At 30.9% G+C, this 18,954-nt stretch carries 20 protein-coding genes and 1 tRNA gene; 7 read left to right on the top strand and 14 right to left on the bottom strand.

Annotated features, from left to right (window positions below):
- Positions 1–122 precede the first annotated feature (122 nt).
- Both SVN78_02950 and mazG read left to right on the top strand, forming a co-directional pair.
- Positions 123–989 carry a radical SAM protein gene (locus SVN78_02950; GenBank protein MDY6820564.1) on the top strand — a complete coding sequence of 289 codons (867 nt, stop codon included), beginning with the start codon at positions 123–125 and terminating at the stop codon, positions 987–989.
- A complete protein-coding gene (mazG, locus tag SVN78_02945; protein MDY6820563.1) occupies positions 986–1,753 on the top strand; it encodes a nucleoside triphosphate pyrophosphohydrolase in 768 nt (255 codons plus the stop codon). The genes SVN78_02950 and mazG overlap by 4 nt, the downstream gene beginning before the upstream one ends.
- 5 nt (positions 1,754–1,758) lie before the next feature.
- Here mazG and SVN78_02940 read toward each other — a convergent pair.
- The 6 genes from SVN78_02940 to SVN78_02915 form a co-directional block, all read right to left on the bottom strand.
- A tRNA-Leu gene (locus tag SVN78_02940) sits at positions 1,759–1,843 on the bottom strand.
- A gap of 138 nt (positions 1,844–1,981) precedes the next feature.
- Positions 1,982–2,917, bottom strand: coding sequence for an RNA polymerase sigma factor RpoD/SigA (locus SVN78_02935; GenBank protein MDY6820562.1), 936 nt, complete (start codon positions 2,915–2,917; stop codon positions 1,982–1,984).
- 105 nt (positions 2,918–3,022) lie between these two features.
- The gene (gene clpB / locus SVN78_02930; protein ID MDY6820561.1) at positions 3,023–5,638 is read right to left on the bottom strand and encodes an ATP-dependent chaperone ClpB; all 2,616 of its coding nucleotides are present in this window, start codon (positions 5,636–5,638) and stop codon (positions 3,023–3,025) included.
- A 14-nt stretch (positions 5,639–5,652) separates the two neighbouring features.
- The gene (locus SVN78_02925) at positions 5,653–6,042 is read right to left on the bottom strand and encodes a helix-turn-helix transcriptional regulator (protein MDY6820560.1); all 390 of its coding nucleotides are present in this window, start codon (positions 6,040–6,042) and stop codon (positions 5,653–5,655) included.
- A 41-nt stretch (positions 6,043–6,083) separates the two neighbouring features.
- Positions 6,084–7,202, bottom strand: a complete 1,119-nt coding sequence (dnaJ, locus tag SVN78_02920) for a molecular chaperone DnaJ (GenBank protein ID MDY6820559.1) — start codon at positions 7,200–7,202, stop codon at positions 6,084–6,086.
- 8 nt (positions 7,203–7,210) lie between these two features.
- On the bottom strand, positions 7,211–7,651 hold the full coding sequence (locus SVN78_02915) for an Hsp20/alpha crystallin family protein (protein ID MDY6820558.1): 441 nt from the start codon (positions 7,649–7,651) through the stop codon (positions 7,211–7,213).
- 140 nt (positions 7,652–7,791) lie between these two features.
- Here SVN78_02915 and SVN78_02910 point away from each other — a divergent pair, with 140 nt between their 5' ends.
- The 4 genes from SVN78_02910 to SVN78_02895 all read left to right on the top strand — a co-directional run bounded on the left by SVN78_02910 (position 7,792) and on the right by SVN78_02895 (position 11,100).
- On the top strand, positions 7,792–8,721 hold the full coding sequence (locus SVN78_02910; GenBank protein ID MDY6820557.1) for a TonB family protein: 930 nt from the start codon (positions 7,792–7,794) through the stop codon (positions 8,719–8,721).
- Positions 8,722–8,726: 5 nt separating this feature from the next.
- The gene (locus SVN78_02905; protein MDY6820556.1) at positions 8,727–9,143 is read left to right on the top strand and encodes an archease; all 417 of its coding nucleotides are present in this window, start codon (positions 8,727–8,729) and stop codon (positions 9,141–9,143) included.
- A gap of 51 nt (positions 9,144–9,194) precedes the next feature.
- Positions 9,195–10,592 carry a hypothetical protein gene (locus tag SVN78_02900; protein ID MDY6820555.1) on the top strand — a complete coding sequence of 466 codons (1,398 nt, stop codon included), beginning with the start codon at positions 9,195–9,197 and terminating at the stop codon, positions 10,590–10,592.
- A gap of 277 nt (positions 10,593–10,869) precedes the next feature.
- Positions 10,870–11,100, top strand: a complete 231-nt coding sequence (locus SVN78_02895) for a hypothetical protein (protein ID MDY6820554.1) — start codon at positions 10,870–10,872, stop codon at positions 11,098–11,100.
- Between the two features lies 1 nt (position 11,101).
- On the opposite strand, the gene SVN78_02890 is transcribed toward SVN78_02895, so the two are convergent.
- The 8 genes from SVN78_02890 to SVN78_02855 form a co-directional block, all read right to left on the bottom strand.
- A complete protein-coding gene (locus SVN78_02890) occupies positions 11,102–12,019 on the bottom strand; it encodes a glycine betaine ABC transporter substrate-binding protein (protein ID MDY6820553.1) in 918 nt (305 codons plus the stop codon).
- Entirely contained in the window at positions 12,012–12,740 is a 729-nt protein-coding gene (locus SVN78_02885; protein MDY6820552.1) for an ABC transporter permease, read from the bottom strand. Before SVN78_02885 ends, SVN78_02890 begins: the two co-directional genes overlap by 8 nt.
- The gene (locus SVN78_02880; GenBank protein MDY6820551.1) at positions 12,737–13,402 is read right to left on the bottom strand and encodes an ABC transporter permease; all 666 of its coding nucleotides are present in this window, start codon (positions 13,400–13,402) and stop codon (positions 12,737–12,739) included. The genes SVN78_02885 and SVN78_02880 overlap by 4 nt, the downstream gene beginning before the upstream one ends.
- Entirely contained in the window at positions 13,402–14,529 is a 1,128-nt protein-coding gene (locus SVN78_02875) for a betaine/proline/choline family ABC transporter ATP-binding protein (GenBank protein MDY6820550.1), read from the bottom strand. The genes SVN78_02880 and SVN78_02875 overlap by 1 nt, the downstream gene beginning before the upstream one ends.
- A 306-nt stretch (positions 14,530–14,835) precedes the next feature.
- Complete coding sequence (locus tag SVN78_02870) at positions 14,836–15,261, bottom strand: DUF86 domain-containing protein (GenBank protein ID MDY6820549.1); 426 nt, start codon at positions 15,259–15,261, stop codon at positions 14,836–14,838.
- A complete protein-coding gene (locus SVN78_02865; protein ID MDY6820548.1) occupies positions 15,258–15,650 on the bottom strand; it encodes a nucleotidyltransferase domain-containing protein in 393 nt (130 codons plus the stop codon). The genes SVN78_02870 and SVN78_02865 overlap by 4 nt, the downstream gene beginning before the upstream one ends.
- A gap of 30 nt (positions 15,651–15,680) precedes the next feature.
- Positions 15,681–17,258, bottom strand: a complete 1,578-nt coding sequence (gene nifA, locus SVN78_02860; protein ID MDY6820547.1) for a nif-specific transcriptional activator NifA — start codon at positions 17,256–17,258, stop codon at positions 15,681–15,683.
- Positions 17,259–17,321: 63 nt separating this feature from the next.
- Complete coding sequence (locus SVN78_02855; protein MDY6820546.1) at positions 17,322–18,065, bottom strand: NAD(+)--dinitrogen-reductase ADP-D-ribosyltransferase; 744 nt, start codon at positions 18,063–18,065, stop codon at positions 17,322–17,324.
- 43 nt (positions 18,066–18,108) lie between these two features.
- Between SVN78_02855 and draG the strand changes: the two genes are divergently transcribed.
- A partial coding sequence (draG, locus tag SVN78_02850) for an ADP-ribosyl-[dinitrogen reductase] hydrolase (GenBank protein ID MDY6820545.1) occupies positions 18,109–18,954 on the top strand: 846 nt, incomplete at its 3' end.

Here is an 18,954-nt window from a genome sequence, read left to right as displayed (position 1 = left end):
CTATCCCCATCAACTAATTCATCAACCCTTACTTTTTTCACTATACTAAATCCTTAATCACCTTTAGCCTATTATATCAAAGATTTCTTGTTTATAAAATATATTTAAATATAATTACTGCTATGAAAGCAGTTGATGCAGTAAATATTCTAAATGAAAGGTTGAAAAACTGTGATATTTGCCCTCACAAATGTAATATAAATAGACTTAAATTTAATAGTGGTAATTGCAAATCTTATTCAACGCCAAAAATATACAGTTACAACTTGCATTTTGGCGAAGAATCCTTAATAAGCGGTGTAAGTGGAAGTGGCACAATATTTTTTTCATCCTGTAATATGCACTGCATATATTGTCAAAATTATACTATTAGCCAAAATAGTACCGGTGAAACATACTCTAGAGATCAGCTTGTAGATCTATTCTTTATTCTACAAAATAAAAAGGCACACAACATCAACCTTGTTACACCAACCCATTACATCCCAAAAATAGCCGAATCTATTTTAGTAGCAAAAGAAAGAGGGTTGAATCTACCTATTATATATAATTGTGGTGGATACGAAAGTATTGATACAATAAAACTATTAGAGGGTTTAATTGATATATATCTTCCAGATTTTAAATATTCAGATGATAGTTTAGCTCTACATCTATCAAAAGCTAAAAACTATCCTTTCTATGCCGCTACATCAATTAAAGAGATGTACAGACAAGTTGGAAAACCCTATATAGTAAATGGCATCATCAAAAAAGGATTATTAATTAGGCACCTAATACTACCAAATTATATTGACAACTCAATTGGCGTTTTATATTTATTAAAGGACATGATAGATCCAAAAGATGTATACTTAAATTTAATGGACCAATACTACCCTGCATATAAGGCTTTTAATATAAAAAACTTAAGGAGAACAATATCACAAGAAGAATATAATTACCTTATTAAAAAAGCCTCATCTTTAGGTTTTAATTTATTAAAATGAGTGAACAATTTGATAAACTTGTAAATATTGTTAAGAAATTAAGAGGACCAGAGGGTTGTCCATGGGATAGAAAACAAAATCTCTATTCCCTAAAATCGAATATAATTGAAGAAGCCTATGAATTAGTAGACGCACTTGATAGGAAAGATATAGAGAATATAAAGGAGGAACTAGGAGATCTTCTTTTGCATGTTATATTTCACTCAGTTATTGCAGAAGAAGAAAATTTATTCAAGTTAACAGATGTTATAAATGGATTAATAAATAAATTAATAACAAGGCATCCCCATGTATTTGGTGAACAAAAGATAGATACTGTAGAAGGGGTGCTTATTAACTGGGAAAAGATAAAAAAGAAAGAGAAAAAAAATTCTAAATCAATCGTAGATGGACTTCCAAGATCACTACCAGCTATCGAAAAAGCTAAAAAAATCCAAAAAAAGGCAAGTTATGTTGGTTTTGATTTTCCTAATAAAAAAGAATGCCTTAAAAAAATAGATGAAGAATTGTGTGAATTAAAAGAAGGTATAAATAATAAAAACAGAAGCGAGATTTTTGAGGAGTTAGGAGATTTATTATTCTCTATTATAAATCTTTCAAGGCTGCTTGATATTAATGCTGAAGAAGCACTAAGATTTGCAAATAAAAAATTTATGGATCGCATAAGATTAATTGAAGACAAACTAACAAAAGACAATAAGTCAATTGAGGAAATTGATCCTGCTGAACGTGACAGGTTATGGGAAGAAACAAAATCAAAATAAATAAATGCCGGAGGGGGGATTTGAACCCCCACGGGATTATCTCCCGCTGGATTTTGAGTCCAGTGCGTCTTCCAGTTCCGCCACTCCGGCTTGCAATTATTAATTTAGTATATACAACTCGTGTTTGTCAAGTAATTAGTAACAATTCCTCCAATTAATATATTTTCAATAAACTACAAAAGTCACATTCTTTTTTAGATTATTATTCTACTAGAGTAGCTATTCAATTTAGTTTAGAAAATCTACTAGTTTTCTCTTTAGGGCTTTTTTCTTTAATCTATTCAAAGCACGTGCTTCCACCTGTCTAACCCTTTCCCTACTAATAGATAAAAGATTACCTATCTCTTCTAATGTTTTTGGTGCTTCACCATTTATCCCAAATCTCCATATTATTATATTTCTTTCCCTTTCAGGCAATTCTTCTATTATTTCATTTAGTGAATCTGAGAGCGTTTTATGTATAATCTCATTCTCTACACCCTCTTTTTTCGTTTCTAGAAAGTCAATAAAGGTTCTATCTTCGCCTTCTTTAATAGGTGCTTCAAGGGATAAGTAATTCCTAGATACCCTTAATATATTTTCAATGTCCTCCTCATCTATATCAAGATACTTGGCAATCTCGCTGGATCTTGGTTCCCTACCAAGTTTTTTTGTCAAATGTTCTATCGCCTCATTAATCTTATAAAGGATGCTAGCCTGTTTTATTGGAAGTTTAACAGTTCCCGATTGTTCAGCTAGAGACTGTACAATTGACTGTCTAATCCACCACACTGCATAAGAAATAAATTTAACACCCTTATCAGGATCAAATCTCTTTGCTGCCTCAAGCAAACCAACATTACCTTGATTTATTAGATCAGCCAAAGGCATCCCAGAAACCTTATATCTATTGGCAATAGTAACAACGAATTTAAGATTTGATAATATCAATTTTTCTAATGCTTTCTTATCACCCTTTTGTATTTTTTTGCCAATTTCATACTCCTCTTCACGTGTAAGAGGTGAATATTCTGATATTCTCTGCAGATAATTCTTTACATGATCGTCAGAAAAAACTTGAGGTATATCTATATTCTTGTCTAGATCTTTCTCAATTTTTTCTATCTCTCCTGTTTCTTCTAATTCATTTTCATCTTTATTTTTTATTATATGATTATTTAACATAGAATCTCACCCTCTTTATTTGTTGATTTAATTATAACATATAAGTTCATTAATTTGTACAAATTTTGTGAAAATAAGCTAATCTTACTATAAAAATTATTATTTTCAAGCAACAGGTTTCTTCTCCTCTATAACTAGATGATTATTCGAATAAGTTAAATTATATTCTATTTTAGACTTTATCTCCCCACTTAATATTTTCTCTGCAAGCTTATTAACTATCAATTTTTGGAGGGCTCTTCTCATAGGCCTTGCCCCAAATTTAGGATCATATCCAACTTGAGTTAGTTTCTTTACAACAGTTTCATCATATGTTATATAAATATTATTTTCTGATACTCTCTTTACAAAATTATCTAACATAAGCTTTGCAATCTCCTCCAAATGTTGTGTTGATAAAGGATGAAATACTATTATATCATCTACCCTGTTTAGAAATTCTGGTTTAAAGAATTTACTTAACGACTGAAAGACTATACTATTGATACGTTCATAGTTATCTTCAAAAGCCATATCATTCTCAAATTCTTTCTGGATTAAATCACTTCCAATATTTGAAGTCATTATAATAACAGCATTTCTAAAACTAACTGTCCTGCCTTGAGAATCACTCAACCTGCCATCATCTAAAATCTGTAGTAGTATGTTAAAAACATCAGGATGTGCTTTTTCTATCTCATCAAGCAATATTACACAATAGGGTCTTCTTCTTACTTTCTCAGTTAATTGTCCACCCTCTTCAAAACCTACATATCCAGGAGGTGCGCCTATAAGCTTTGCAACAGAATGTTTTTCCATATATTCACTCATATCTAGCCTTATTAGTGCATTTTCTGTATCGAACAAGAATTCAGCCAATGCTTTGGCAAGCTCAGTTTTGCCAACACCTGTAGGGCCTAAAAAGATAAATGAACCAATAGGTCTATTTGGATCCCCTAAACCAACCCTGTTTCTTCTAATTGCCTCACTTACACTCTTAATAGCTTTTTCTTGACCTATCACTCTCCTATGTAAATGTTCTTCCATATTAATTAACTTCTGAGCCTCCTGTTGTAATAGTTTACTTACTGGTATTCCTGTCCATTTTGAGACAATTTGAGCTACATCCTCTTCATCAACTTCTTCTTTAAGCATTTTTCTAGCTTTTTGTATATTTTTTAGCTCTCCACCCAGCTCATCTAACCTTTTATTTAATTCTATCATTTTCCCATATTTAATTTGAGAAGCCCTTTCTAAATCACCCTGCCTTTCAGCTTGCTCCATTTCAACTTTTAGCTTATCAATCTCTTCTTTTATTCTTCTTGACTCTTGTATAATAGATTTTTCTTTTTGCCAATGAGTTTTTAAATCTTTTATTTTTTCTTCTATACCCTTTATCTCTTCGTCTAATTTCACAGCTCTATTAGCGCTTAATTCATCTTTCTCTTTCTTTAAGGCCTGCCTTTCTATCTCTAGTTGAAGCTTTTTACGCTCTAATTCATCAAGCTCAGATGGTAGAGAATCTATCTCCATTCTTATCTTAGCGGTAGCCTCATCAATTAAATCAATTGCTTTATCAGGCATAAATCTATCGGATATATATTTATCAGCAAGGTGTGCCGCTGCAATTAATGCTGAGTCTTTAATGCGAACCCCATGGTGAATCTCATATTTTTCTTTTAATCCTCTCAAGATTGAAATAGTCTCCTCTACATTAGGTTCGCCTACTATAATAGGCTGAAAACGTCTCTCTAAAGCAGCATCCTTTTCAATATGTTTTTTATACTCATTTAGCGTTGTAGCGCCAATACAGTGCAATTCACCTCTTGCTAAGGCAGGTTTTAATAAATTAGCTGCATCCATTGCCCCTTCAGCTGCACCTGCTCCAACTAACGTATGCAATTCATCAATAAATAATATAATCTCCCCCTCTTTCGCCTTGATCTCTTTAAGAAGGGCTTTTAATCTATCCTCAAATTCACCTCTATATTTTGTGCCAGCTATAAGTGTTCCCAAATCCAGAGCTCTTACAGATTTATTCTTCAATGTGTCAGGAACATCTCCTTTTACAATGCGTTGGGCTAAACCCTCCACAATAGCAGTTTTGCCAACACCTGGTTCTCCAATCAAGACAGGGTTGTTTTTTGTTCTTCTTGATAAAACATGTATAACCCTTCTGATCTCTTCGTCTCTCCCTATTACTGGATCTAATTTACCATTTCTCGCCATCTCAGTTAGATCAATTGTATATTTATCTAATGCATTCATCTTATCTTCTGGGTTCTCGTCTTCAATCTTGTTATCCCCCCTAACCTCTTTTATTGCCTTTTCAACACCTTGTCTATCCAATGCAAAGCGTATAAACAGTTCTCTCAATTTCTGACCAGCATTGTCAATTATACCTAAAAGTAGGTGTTCTGTTGATACATACTGATCACCCCTATTCTCAGCCTCTTCAAATGCCTTAGTTAAAGCATTTTGTGTATCCACCGACAAATATATTTGTTCAATCTTCTCAGCAATTGGTAAATTTTCTATAAGGTTTTCAACCTCCTTTGATAATTGATTAACGTTAACACCAATTTTCTGAAGCAATGCTTTTATTATACCCTCCTTCTGTGCAATTAAAGCGAGCAATAAATGTTCTGGTTCAACTTGAGGGTTTTTCTTATTACGTGCTAATGCAACAGCTTCTTGAACGGCTTCAGCAGATTTTATTGTTAATTTATTCCAATTTATCATAATATCCTCCTTGCCTAAATTTCTTTCTCTATATTTATTTTAATTATTCCTTTTTTATTTATTGGCACTATAGAAGTACACTCTTTATCAATGTTATCAGTTGAACTGGCCGTATAATTTTCTTTAATATAATGGACTAATTTATTTAACTTCTCTTGTAAATCTATAATCTGTTCTCTCATATCTATAATAATCTCAACACCTGCAATATTGACCCCTAAATCCCTCGTTAATGTTAGTATAAGTTTCAATCTTTCTATATCACTATCAGAATATAACCTTGTATTGCCCTCTGTCCTTTTCGGCTTTACAAGCCCTAATCTCTCATATTGCCTAATTGTCTGGGGGTGTAAATCAAGCATCTCAGCAACTACACTTATACTATATAATGGTACATCTTTCATATACTGCTCCTCATGTAAATGTTAGGTATACCATAACATTTTTATCGCAACCTGCCTTTTTCTAAAATTTCATCCCTATTTACTACATTATACCTTTGCATCATCTGACTCAAATATTTCCTATCCTCATTATAGGCTACCTGTGGAATAATTACATTCATTATAACGTATAAGTCTCCTGTACCTCCTCCTTTAAGATGTGGAACACCTTTGCCTCTAATCCTAAATTTTTGCCCCGGCTGCGTACCTGCTGGTATATTTAAACTAATTGGCCCATAAGGGGTTGGTACAGTGATTTTAGAGCCCAGGGCTGCCTCAAACATATTAACATCAATAGTTACGTATAAATTATCGCCCACCCTTTTATATATAGAATGGTCCATAACATTTGTAACAATATATAGGTCCCCAGACCTGCCACCATTTATACCATCATTCCCCTTACCAGGTATTCTAATTTTTGAATTATTATCAACACCTTTTGGTATTTTAAATTTTATTTTTTCATATTTTGATATCTGCCCCATTCCATTGCATTGTGGGCATTTCTTATAAATAATTTCACCACTTCCCTTACACTGTGGACAAGCACTACTAAGAGAGAAAAATCCTGAGGCTTTTTTTACAAAACCTGTCCCTCCACACACCCCACATTTTGATATATCACCACCCTTTCCCATACACTTTTTACAAGTAATCTTTCTCGTGATACCTATCTCATATTCACCACCATAGATTACATCTCTAAAGGGTATACTCAATGTGTAGTATAGATCCTCACCGTTTACTACAGAAGACCTTCTATTTCTATCACTTGCTCTTCTACCACTAAATCCAAATATATCTTCAAATATATCTTCAAAAGAAAATCCACCAAAATTAAAATTCCTTAGATCCTCAAAATTATATCTTGAAAAATCATAACCCTTTCCTGAAGATGTAAAAGCTTCATGCCCTAGAGAATCATATTGTTTTCTTTTTTCAGGATCTGACAAAACAGCATAGGCTTCTGAAATCTTTTTAAACATATTCTCTGCTTCTTTATTGCCTGGGTTTACATCAGGATGGTACTTACGAGCTAATTTTCTATATGATTTTTTTATTTCATCAGCTGTAGCATCTCTTGATACACCTAATATTTTATAATAATCCTCAGCCATAGTACCTCCTAACCCTCCTTAACAATATCTATCTTTTTTTGTTTAGATGTATCATCTTTTGGCAAAACTATCTTTAAAACACCATCATTGTAAGATGCATTAACTTTATTTTTATCAACTCTAACACCAATATTAAATACTCTCTTAAATTTCCCGTAGGGACATTCAAGCCTATAAATATCCTCTTTTTTATTATCATAGGGAGGGTTTTTCACGCCTTCAATCTTCAGCATATTTTCATCAATAAATATATCTATCTCATCCTTTTCAACACCTGGAATCTCGAGCATTATCACCACTTCTTCATCATTCTCATATATATCCACAGGTGGAGACCACTCACCATCTATAGATGTTGATGAACTATAAAAACCTCCCTCAAACAACTCATTAAGTGCATTTTGCAATGAAAACATATCTTTAAATTGATCCCATGGTAAATTTGCCATTTTTACCTCCTTTGCTTCAAGTATTATAATATAATTTGAGTCAACATATGTCAAGTATTTTATATTTAATTATTATATTAGAAAATATACTATAATTTATTATATTAGATAATTAGATATATTATAGTTATTAATTGTTTATGGACAGAAAATTATTTATATTTATTATAATTTCATTGATTATACACCTATTAATATTAAGCAGTATAACTTTAGAGCAAAAAAAGGGAATCAAGAAGAACAGACCAATTATTGTTGAATTGCCTAAGAATCTCAAAGAGAGCAACAAACCACCTGAAACTCCAGACTTATTAACTGACAGGGATATAAATCTCAAAAAAAAGACAGAAGATAAAAAGGAAAAAAAAGAAACTAATATCAAGGTTTCAGAAAAAGAAGATAAAAGAAAGTTAAAGACAAATATTAAAGAAAAGAAGGTAGAAGATAAACAAGAGAAAGTCTCAAAAACTAAACAAAAAAAAGAAAAAAGAGAATTACTTACAAGAAAGAAAAGTAAAGAAAAAATTGTAAAAACAGAAGAAAAACAACAAGAGAAACAAATTAGTAAAAAAGAAGATAAAACACAAGATGTAGAAATCCCTAAAGTGACAGAAGATAAAGAGACAAACAAAAACAAATTAGCAAACAAAGAAGAAGACCTTTTATCAAAAATTTTAAACCCAAAAGATGTTATCAATAAAATAGCTGAGGAAGAACAAAACAGCCAAAAAGAAGGTGAAGATAGTGTTAATATACAGGCAATGAAATTCAAATATTATTCATATTTTTATAAATTTAGCAGACTTTTACATCAAGTATGGGAATACCCAAGACAATCAATATTAAATGGTGAGGAAGGGGTAGTTAGGATAAAATTCAGTATCCTTGATAATGGTAAAATAACAAATATCAGGGTTATACAGTCAAGTGGCTATCCTGATCTTGATCAAGCTGCGGTAAGAGCATTAAAAACAATGAAAGGTATCCCCTTGCCAGATAGCTATAATTTAAATATACTACATGTTGATGGACACTTTGCATATAAAATACACCGTTTTTATATTTACTAATATAAATGGGTCAATTTAAAATCATTGACACTACCGCAGATTTGGGTATTGAATGCTCTGGAGAAAATATTAATGATTTATTCAACACTGCACTATTAGGCTTATATTATTCTCTCTTTGAAAAACATATTAACTTTGAGAAACTTCACAAATTAAAAATCTGTAAAGAAGATTTAAAAAATGATGAATTAACCTTTCTATTATATGACCTACTTGATGATGCGCTATTTTACGTATATAGCAAAAATATTCTATTTAATATTGATAAATTATCTACGTCAGAACAGTTCATTATAAAAAATCTATATGAAAATAGATATAAAATAAAAAATGAAATAAAGGCAATAACAATGCATAATTTAAACTGTTCTTGGGATAATAATAAAAATTTATGGATAGCAAAGGTAATTCTTGACATATAAATATAAAAAATCAAATATTATAAAACAAAACCAAGTTAAGGAGTTGTAGTTATGAAAAAAGGTATTTTTGCAATACTTATATTTTTATTATACAATTTTACAATTTTTGCATGCACAATAGCAGTTATATCAGGAAAGGCTACAACTGATGGTAGACCAATCATCTTTAAAACAAGAGATGAGAGGGATGAATATAGACAGGAGGTAAAATATTATCCCCCAACAGGTGATGAAAAATATGGGCATATGAGTGTTGTAAAGTGGGGTCTTAATAACAACCCCATCTTTCCAGATGTTATTAATGGTGCTGGTATTAATGAAACAGGTTTTATGATAACAAACACTACTGTATATTCTAATCTTTTAGCTGAGTCAATAAATTCAAATATGCCACTGCTTAATTATGCAATTCCAAGATGCAAAACCTTAGAAGACTTTGAAAATATTCTGGGTAACTGGCATAAAATAAAGAATGTATCAACAATAAGCGGAAACTTTGCCGTAGTTGACGCAAATGGTAAAGCAGCAATTTACGAGATTAATAAAACCTCACCAATTTTAACAAAAATTAGATGGGAAAAATTTAGTGCAGATGATGCCTATGATGAAAATGGAAATTTTCTTGGATTCGTTGTAAGGACAAATGATAATCAGTTCTCACCATATACAGGGGGTTCTGCAAGGGAAGAAAGAGCTAATGAGATTTTGAAAAAACTAGCACTTAACAACAACATTAATCAAAAAACTATAATGAGAGAATTATCTAGAGATGTTTGTGGAGATGTTGAAAAAGTTAATATAAAAGAATTAAAAGAAGAAGGTATAACTATTGATGAGGAATTAGAAAACAAAGATATATATAATTTCTACACTGAAGAATGCATAAGCAGGTATAATACCAATTTTGCTTTTGTAGGTAGAGGTATCAAAAAAGGGGAAGATAAAAGATTAATAACAATGTGGGTAAATCTAGGTGAGCCATCAGTTGGAATATTTACACCATTTTTTCCACTCTCTAAGAAAGTACCCCTTTATGCATGGGCAGATGAACTCCCTGAAGAAAATAATGTAAATATTATTGATGAAAACTCCTCATCAATAATGAATAATCTAATAGCTACTAAAGGTGAACTAGCTGTATATGATAATCTAGAAGTAGGATTAGGCCCGTTAGGGCTCACTGTAACAGAAGGTATTGATAGAACCATCAATTATGCAAAAACCTTAGAAATACAGGATTTTGTTTTTCCGGTAGAGGATATAATAATAGATGAAACAGAAAAATTTTTAGATATGCTGAGAGAACAAAGTAATATCATTAATAGCAATCTATTATACAGATTTTCAGATTATGCAATAAGATATGCCTATGACAATTACAATATGATAGACTCTGATAAGCCCAATGAATACAGACAATGGGATTTTACCTATTATGCTGCCCCATGAAATACTATTTCATGGGGACCCCGATTTTTAACCCCATGAAACATAGTTTCATGGGGACCCCGATTTTAAACCCAATGAAACACAATTTTATGGGGATTATTACGCCTTATCCTTATTATAAGTAAAACTCTTTAATGTACTTTACCCAATTTAATGCACTAAAGCATTATATAAAAAAATAAAATTTTTTTAAAATCAACCTTTACAATTGCAAAAAATTTATTAAAATTATGCATAATTTATGTAAAATTTGACTCACCAAAAAAGGAGGTTAAGGTTGGCAGAGACAAGAAAAAGCAAAAACTGGTATTATAAAAAGCTATTCTCCGATAAACCTGAAATTAGTGAGATGGATCCTGAAGAACTAAAATTATTCATCAACAATGCAAAGAAAGAAAATAGAGAAATATATGATTTTATCTTAAATAGATTTATTGAAAAGGGTCGGTTATCAGAGGCAATGTTCATTTTTGATATAAGCGATATTGCTAAACAAGTTTTTAAATAAACTACTTATTTTTTATCTTGTTAAACTTTAGAGTATTAAAAAATTTTTTTGCTACTGATTCAACCGACTTATGCTTGATATCTGTTAAATAATTTAATCTTCTTATATCATTTAAATCAATCTTATCTGCTAGTTTGTTTATATATATTTTGATATCGGGAAATTTATCTAATACAACTTTTCTAACCACACACGCAGGATTATACACAGGAAAAAACCTCTTATCATCTTCCAAATTAACTAAATTATAATATTTGATCCTCCCATCAGTTGCAAAACCCATTGCAACATCTAACAAACCCTCTTTTAGTGAAAGGTATGTTAAACCTTGATCCATAATCTTTGCAATATACTTATTTTGAGGAAAATTATAATATTCTGCCAACGCCTTAAATCCATCACTTCTTCCGTAAAACTCTGCATCAATTCCTATCTTTATAGGTTTTTTTCTACCTTCCATATATTTAACTAGATCGCTAATATTATATATATTATATTCTTTAACATTCTTTTGTTGCATCATTAATGTGTACGTATTATTTATATCTAGAGGTTTTAACCATATTAATCCTTTCTTTTTGTCATTTTTTCTCACCCATTTATAAAGTTTACTACCATCTCTCATAATATCAAAGTCACTGCCCTTATAATAAACTGTATAAGCTGTACCAGTATATTCATAATACATATCAACTTGACCAGTCTCTAAAGCTTTTCTTATAACTGTTGAACCCACACCTTTTTTTAATACAATATTATAGCCTTTCTTCTCTAATAATATCCTTGTGATCTCTGAAAAAATTATATTTTCAGTAAAATTTTTTGCCCCAATAATTATTTTTTTCTCCTTTGAGAATAAAGACAATGGATTAATTAATAATAAACATAGGGTTATTACAATCAGTAATTTCTTAAGCACCTATCTTTACTCCCTCAGGTATTAAAATTTCATAAAAATAGGAACATAAAAAATCAGCGGTTAAAGCGAGCAATGCTGTGATTGTAGCACCACTTATTAATCTAGTGGAATCCATAAGTGCTATACCAGCAAATATAAGCTCCCCTAAGCCACCTGCCCCAATAAGACTGGCTAGTGAAGCTGTTGAAATATTTATAATTAATGCAACCCTAACCCCAGTAATTATTATACCAGCTGAAAGAGGCAATTCAATTTCAAACAATATCCTATTTGAAGATAAACCCATACCCTTTGCTGCATCAACTATTGATGGATCCACTGAATTTATACCTGCTAAAGTATTTCTAGCTATGGGGATAATAGAACAAACAATAAGAGCAACGATAGCACTTTTAAAACCAATACCTACCAAAAGAAGGGAAAATGCAAGAAATGCAAGAACTGGAATACTTTGACCTAATCCAACAATGTACAATGCTATAAAAGCATACTTTTTAAACCTTCCTCTTGTAAATACTATCCCTACCAATAGTCCTATGATAGTTGCTATAAGCATACTAATTAAAACCATGTTTATATGCTGAATAATTAATGTATAGACATAATACCTATTTACCGGCTTTTCAAAAAAGGATACTATACCAATCCTCTCTATAAATATGCCAATGTATATTAAAAGTCCAAAACTAAATATTTTGAAAGCTAGATCTAATAATTTCACAGCTTTTTAGTCTTTCTTTGTATTAATATACCCTTTGGTGTAATAATATATTCAAACAAATACATTAAAACATCAAATATAATTGCTATTACTGAAATAAAAATAGCTCCCGCCAATACCATCTCAAAATAGATCCTAGAAATGCCCATTTGTATTAAAACGCCAAGCCCGCCAGCACCAATATAGGCTGCTATAGCTGTAATGCCAATACTCAAAACTGAAGCAGTTCTGATGCCACCTATAATGATAGGTATACTCATTGGGATTGTTACCTCTTTCAATATATGCCAATTTGACAAACCTATAGCCTTTGCCGTACTAATGATTGTTCTATCAATATTTTTTAATGATGAATAGGTATTACTAATTATTGGTAGTTGATTGTATAGTACCAGTGCAATTATAGCTGGGGTTTTACCCAAAGAGAGATTAAATGGAGCAAGGATAGGAAGCATTAACCCAAAAAGAGCAATAGAGGGAATTGTCATTAATATGTTTGCAGCAGCAATCACTCTTTTTGCAATATTTTCATTAAAACTAATAAAAATACCAATAGGTAAAGCTATAATAATTGAGATAACAATGGACGTTAAAACGATAATGAGGTGTTCAATTGTTAATTGGATTATATAATTATAATTATTTGATATATATTCAATCATTATTTATTATATATATTTGTTATATAATTTTTTATATCCCTATAGCTAATAGTTCCTATTAATATACCTTCTTTATTTACTACTGGATAATGATAATTCTCATACATAAGCATATACCCCATCACATCACTTAAGACATGTTCTTCTCTAATAATGGCAGGGAAAGGCTTAACAATATATTCTATATCATATTCTACATTCTCTTCAGCTTTACATAAAATATCTTCTGTTAAATAACCCAAAGGCTTGCCTTTCTTTATGACATATATAAAATTCTCATCTGAAGATTTTAGTATATTATATGCTTCATCAATAGTTTGCTCTACTTTTATTATATTTTTAGGATTTCTTTGTACAACCCTTTTTACCTTAATAAGACTCAGTACTCTTAATGACCTATCAGTGCCAATAAAATTCTCTATATATTCATTTTTTGGATTAATCAAGATATTAAAGGGGGTATCATATTGAATTAATTCTCCCTTTCTGAAAATAGCTATTTTATCACCCATTTTTAGAGCTTCAGATATATCATGGGTTACAAAAATTATTGTCTTTTTTAACTTAGACTGTAAACTTAGCACCTCATCCTGAATCTGTACTCTGTTAATAGGATCTATTGCACCAAAGGGTTCATCCATTAGAATAATCTCTGGATCTACAGCTAAAGCTCTTGCTACACCCACCCTCTGGGCTTGCCCACCTGATAACTCAGCTGGATATCTATCACGATAGATCTCTGGCTCTAAATTAACAAGGTGCAAAAGCTCTTCAACCCTTTTTTCTATCTTTCTTTTGTCCCATTTTCTTATTTTTGGGATAAGTGAGATATTCTCACCGATTGTTTTATTTGGGAAAAGCCCAATCTGTTGTATTACATAACCCATACTCTGTCTAAGTTCTACTTCGTTATAATCGTTTATATCTCTACCATTAATAAGGATTGATCCGCTCGTTAGACTAACCAACCTATTAGTTAATTTGAGCAACGTAGTTTTTCCACATCCACTGGGGCCTAACAATACAACAATATTACCTTTTTCCACATTAAAAGATACATTATTTACTGCAACATGACTTTCTTTACCTCTCTTATATATTTTTGTTACAGCGTTATATTCAATCATAAAGATAGATTTAATTACTATAACACATTTATCAAAAAAATGAAGTTCTGAGTATAAATCTAAACTAGATTCGATAAATATTTAAATTCAACTAACAAAGCATCCAATATTATTAATTACAAGATTTTATTTAATGCATGCGAAGTTTAAACTTAAAGAAAAAATATCCTAGTGCTTGAGTAAATACATAGTATTTTACTCTTTTGCCAAACATCTTTTATGAGCAAGATAAATGATATTTATTAATTAATTTATTCAACCTTATTACACCATCAGCACCAGAAACTAAGACTACTTACGCTACTTTTACATCCCTATATAAGTGCTTATTTTTTTCATATAATCCCGGTAAAACTGACATGTTTTATCTATACTCTGATAAACAATTTTATTATCAATTTTTTCATATTCATGAATCAATCTATTCCTAAGTTCAGTGCTAGAAGCTATTTTATATGCAAACTCATGCTCTAAAACACCAATTTCAACTAAGTCAATAAATGAATTAAAATAATCAGTTGCTGGAGGTCTGTCCTTATCTTTAATAATAATATTATTAATATCAAGTGCTAAATCAATAATTAACTGTATCAATCTTTCTATACCATAATTTAGTATTTTATTTCTAATATAATCTTGATAACACGCTGGTTTTGCTTCCTCTAATTCATTTATATAATGATCCATTTTTAGCAATTTATCTATAACAACAGAACGTAAGGTATCTTTCATATTATCTTCATCCTACTCTTAAGGTAGTTTTCTCTCTCCTGTCTCAGAAACTTAGTATCTGCATAATGTGCTGCTGCATACAACTGAAATCTCAAAAAATCTTCTTCTGTCCCATAGATCAATCTTCCTTTACAGGCTACTTCTAATTTTAAGGTAGGAGTGGCTTTTTTCAAGTTAACTAAATCAATATTACTTCTCTTGTAATATTTAATCAAGTCACCTAGTAATGACAGCTCTGTCTCCTTAGTTAATAAATTACTACTCATATATCCTAAATCAAGGTCACTATCTTTATGTGTAGTCCCCTCAGCAAATGAACCAAAAACAACTAATAGAGTAATGCCATATTTATTTATTATCTCTTCGGCTATATTATCAATATACAACACTATTATCCCCTTAAACTACTGATATAGTAACTAAAAAGAGTTAACCTTTATACCATATTTTTTAATCCTATAATCTAGTTGTCTCACAGTCATATTTAGTAGCCTTGCAGCTTTTGCTTTAACAAAACCACTTTTTTTAAGTGCTTCCTCAATTGATCTCTTTTCAGTCAAAATTAATTCATTCTTATCATATATAGCTGAATCTCCTAAATTATCCCTGATATTATTATCTTCTGCTTCTGAATTGTTTTCCTCAAACATACCTAGGCAAGGCATCCCTCTTTGACATGCGAGATTTTCCTTTGTAACAACAGAGCCTTCAGTAAAGAGAACAGCCCTTTCTATACAACTCTCTAACTCCCTTATATTACCAGGCCATCTACACCTCATTAAAATATCAAGGGCACCTTTATCTAATTTAACATTCTTCCCATATTCTTTATTGATTCTTTGCAAAAAATACTCTGCTAAAAGAGGGATATCTTCTCTTCTTTTTCTTAAAGGAGGAATATAAATTGTTACTATATTAAGCCTGTAATACAGATCTAACCTAAAGTTACCCTTCTGAATCTCTTCTTCCAAATCCTTATTTGTCGCTGCTATTACCCTAACATCTATATCTATATCCCTTTGTCCGCCTACGCGGCAAATCTTTTTCTCCTGTAACACCCTCAACAATTTACTTTGAGCTTGCAAAGGCATATCACCTATTTCATCTAGCAATATAGTTCCCCCATTAGCTAATTCAAACTTACCTTTTTTCTGATCCGTTGCACCTGTAAAAGCTCCCTTTTCGTGGCCAAATAACTCGCTCTCAATTAATTCCATAGGAATTGAGGCACAATTTATTGCAACAAAGGGTTTATCTCTCCTATCAGAATTATAATGGATAGTCTTCGCTACAATTTCCTTGCCTGTACCACTTTCCCCACGAATTAAGACTGTAGTTTTTGTTTTAGCTGTCATTGCAATAGATTTGCAAACACTTTGCATTGCCTTACTTTTTCCTATTAAACCCTTAAAAGAAAATCTGCTCTTTAATTCATTCTCAAGCCTCAATTTCTCCTCAAGATATTTTGCTCTTTCTTGCTCTAAATTTTCAATTCTCTTAAGAAAGGATGAAATAAGGTTTGAAATCATTTTTAATAGGTCAATCTCACTTGAATATGTATATATGCTAGCTACATCTTTATCTAAAGCTAATACTCCAATAACTTCTCTCCCATCTTTTATTGGAACAGCAAGAAAACTTAACTCCTCTTTTTTTTCGCTTCGTTCAATTTTATCAATAAAAAGAGGTTCTCTGCTTACATCAGAAACAATCATAGGAGAGCCTATTTTAAATACCTTGCCAACAATCCCTTCGCCTACGTTATACCTAATTACTTTTTCTTGCTCTTTATTAATCCCAATTGAGGCCCCTATATATAGGTTTTTAGCAATATTATCATAGAGCAATATAAAACCTCTCTTTATCTGCAGATTACTCTTTAATATGTTTAACACGTTCTCTAGACAGGTTTTTTTATAGCTAGAATTATTTAGTACATTACTAATCTCATATATTGTCTGCATAGCTAGTTTGTAATAATTAACTTTTACCACCATTGTAATTTCACCCTTTATTAAAAGTTAATTAATTATCAATTTAATTCAATAAAATAAAAGGATTTAAACTATATTAGTTATATAATCGCCACCTATTACAACGAACTCTTGTTCTCCTGAAAAATGATGTAATGGGACAGCATCAGAAAAAAATATAACTTTAGTAAAAGGAACATCTACTTTAATGATAGTACTACCAAATTGCTCTGCAATTGTAGAATCTAAAGTAAAGGAATTTATATTATTATGTGTAGCAATAAACAGCTTATTATCAATTTTTGTTAAATCAAAACTCTCATCCAAGGAATCAATACCTCTATATAGAGTGATATATGGGATAAAATGGGGGTAAAATCTTTTAATAATAGTTTGTGTATAGTGATATAATAGGTCAAGCTGTAAAAACATTGCATTTTTATTGACTTTTGAAGACATACACTCACTAAGATATTCAATATAACTTTCAGATTCTAAGCTACATATCTTGTTTTTATGAAAATTCGGCACAATACCAAATCTACTTTCAACCCATCTTTTTAAGAGAGCACCCTCATACCTATTTGAGTCAAACATCCAACCCATAAGTATCTTATATAGGTTTCCAATTTTTTTATTTCTGCCATCCTTTAATTCAAATAACTCATAAACATATCTATCAAATATCTCATTTGCTTCTTTGAGTGTATTAGCCATATGAATTGCATTAAATAAATCTCTATGATATTCATAAACACCCATTATCTTAATTTCATCAATATTTTTATTGTAATCGGTACTTGCAAAATATGCAGAACTAACATTTATCATATTAAAAGTGGAATAAACCATAATTGATAATATAATAATTTATATGAAAATAAATAACAATATTATCGATAAAGCATTGGGGGCTTATCTTGGCTTTGCAATAGGTGATGCCCTTGGTGCTACTACAGAATTTATGAATGAAAATGAGATTAAACATACCTATGGAGTTCACAGAAAAATAATTGGGGGAGGATGGTTGCATTTAGAGGCAGGTAATATCACTGATGATACGCAGATGTGCTTATATTTAGGAAATAGTATAATTGATAACAACGGCTTTGATGAAAAAAAAGTTGCTATATATTTCCTGAATTGGATGAAATCAAAACCTATAGATATTGGTCACACTGTTAGAAGAGGCCTTGTAAATTTTAGAAAAACAGGTCACTGCGAGGTACCATACTCAGAATACGCAGCAGGTAATGGGGCCTGCATGAGAAACCTACCAATTATTTTATATTGTCTAAAAAATTGGAATAACTTTAGAGATCTAACAATTAAGCAATGTCATATAACACATAATAATAAACATTCAGATGCTATAACAATTGCTTTTGGTGAAATAACAAAAATTTTAATAGAAACAAGTGACAAAGAAAAAGCTTACAATTTTGTAATTAATTTTATAGATAAACATCCAAAATATAATTTTTTAAATTATAGAGGCGAGAACTCAGGTTATGTAGTTGATACATTTAAAATAGTTATGCATTATTTTTTTAATAACAATACATTTTACGATATTCTACTGCCAATCGTCAATAAAGGTGGTGATTGTGACACTAATGGAGCACTAGCTGGAATGTTAGCAGGTGCACTCTATGGAAGAAAGGGTTTGTATAAAGGTTGGCTAAAAAAGATCAAGAAGGAAATAAAAAGAGATATAGAA

The organism is Deferribacterota bacterium (assembly GCA_034189185.1).
Taxonomy (GTDB): domain Bacteria; phylum Chrysiogenota; class Deferribacteres; order Deferribacterales; family UBA228; genus UBA228.
Note: the sequence above shows the minus strand (reverse complement) of the source record. Positions and strands in the feature narration are given on the sequence as shown.

Coding starts and splice junctions, on each gene's coding strand:
- SVN78_02915 (MDY6820558.1), bottom strand. CDS start 7,651: ATGGCAAATTTACCATGGGATCAATTTAAAGATATGTTTTCATTGCAA.
- SVN78_02925 (MDY6820560.1), bottom strand. CDS start 6,042: ATGAAAGATGTACCATTATATAGTATAAGTGTAGTTGCTGAGATGCTT.
- SVN78_02905 (MDY6820556.1), top strand. CDS start 8,727: ATGGGTCAATTTAAAATCATTGACACTACCGCAGATTTGGGTATTGAA.
- SVN78_02855 (MDY6820546.1), bottom strand. CDS start 18,065: ATGATAAATGTTAGTTCTGCATATTTTGCAAGTACCGATTACAATAAA.
- SVN78_02910 (MDY6820557.1), top strand. CDS start 7,792: ATGGACAGAAAATTATTTATATTTATTATAATTTCATTGATTATACAC.
- mazG (MDY6820563.1), top strand. CDS start 986: ATGAGTGAACAATTTGATAAACTTGTAAATATTGTTAAGAAATTAAGA.
- SVN78_02950 (MDY6820564.1), top strand. CDS start 123: ATGAAAGCAGTTGATGCAGTAAATATTCTAAATGAAAGGTTGAAAAAC.
- nifA (MDY6820547.1), bottom strand. CDS start 17,258: ATGGTGGTAAAAGTTAATTATTACAAACTAGCTATGCAGACAATATAT.
- SVN78_02875 (MDY6820550.1), bottom strand. CDS start 14,529: ATGATTGAATATAACGCTGTAACAAAAATATATAAGAGAGGTAAAGAA.
- dnaJ (MDY6820559.1), bottom strand. CDS start 7,202: ATGGCTGAGGATTATTATAAAATATTAGGTGTATCAAGAGATGCTACA.
- SVN78_02870 (MDY6820549.1), bottom strand. CDS start 15,261: ATGAAAGATACCTTACGTTCTGTTGTTATAGATAAATTGCTAAAAATG.
- clpB (MDY6820561.1), bottom strand. CDS start 5,638: ATGATAAATTGGAATAAATTAACAATAAAATCTGCTGAAGCCGTTCAA.
- SVN78_02880 (MDY6820551.1), bottom strand. CDS start 13,402: ATGATTGAATATATATCAAATAATTATAATTATATAATCCAATTAACA.
- SVN78_02935 (MDY6820562.1), bottom strand. CDS start 2,917: ATGTTAAATAATCATATAATAAAAAATAAAGATGAAAATGAATTAGAA.
- SVN78_02900 (MDY6820555.1), top strand. CDS start 9,195: ATGAAAAAAGGTATTTTTGCAATACTTATATTTTTATTATACAATTTT.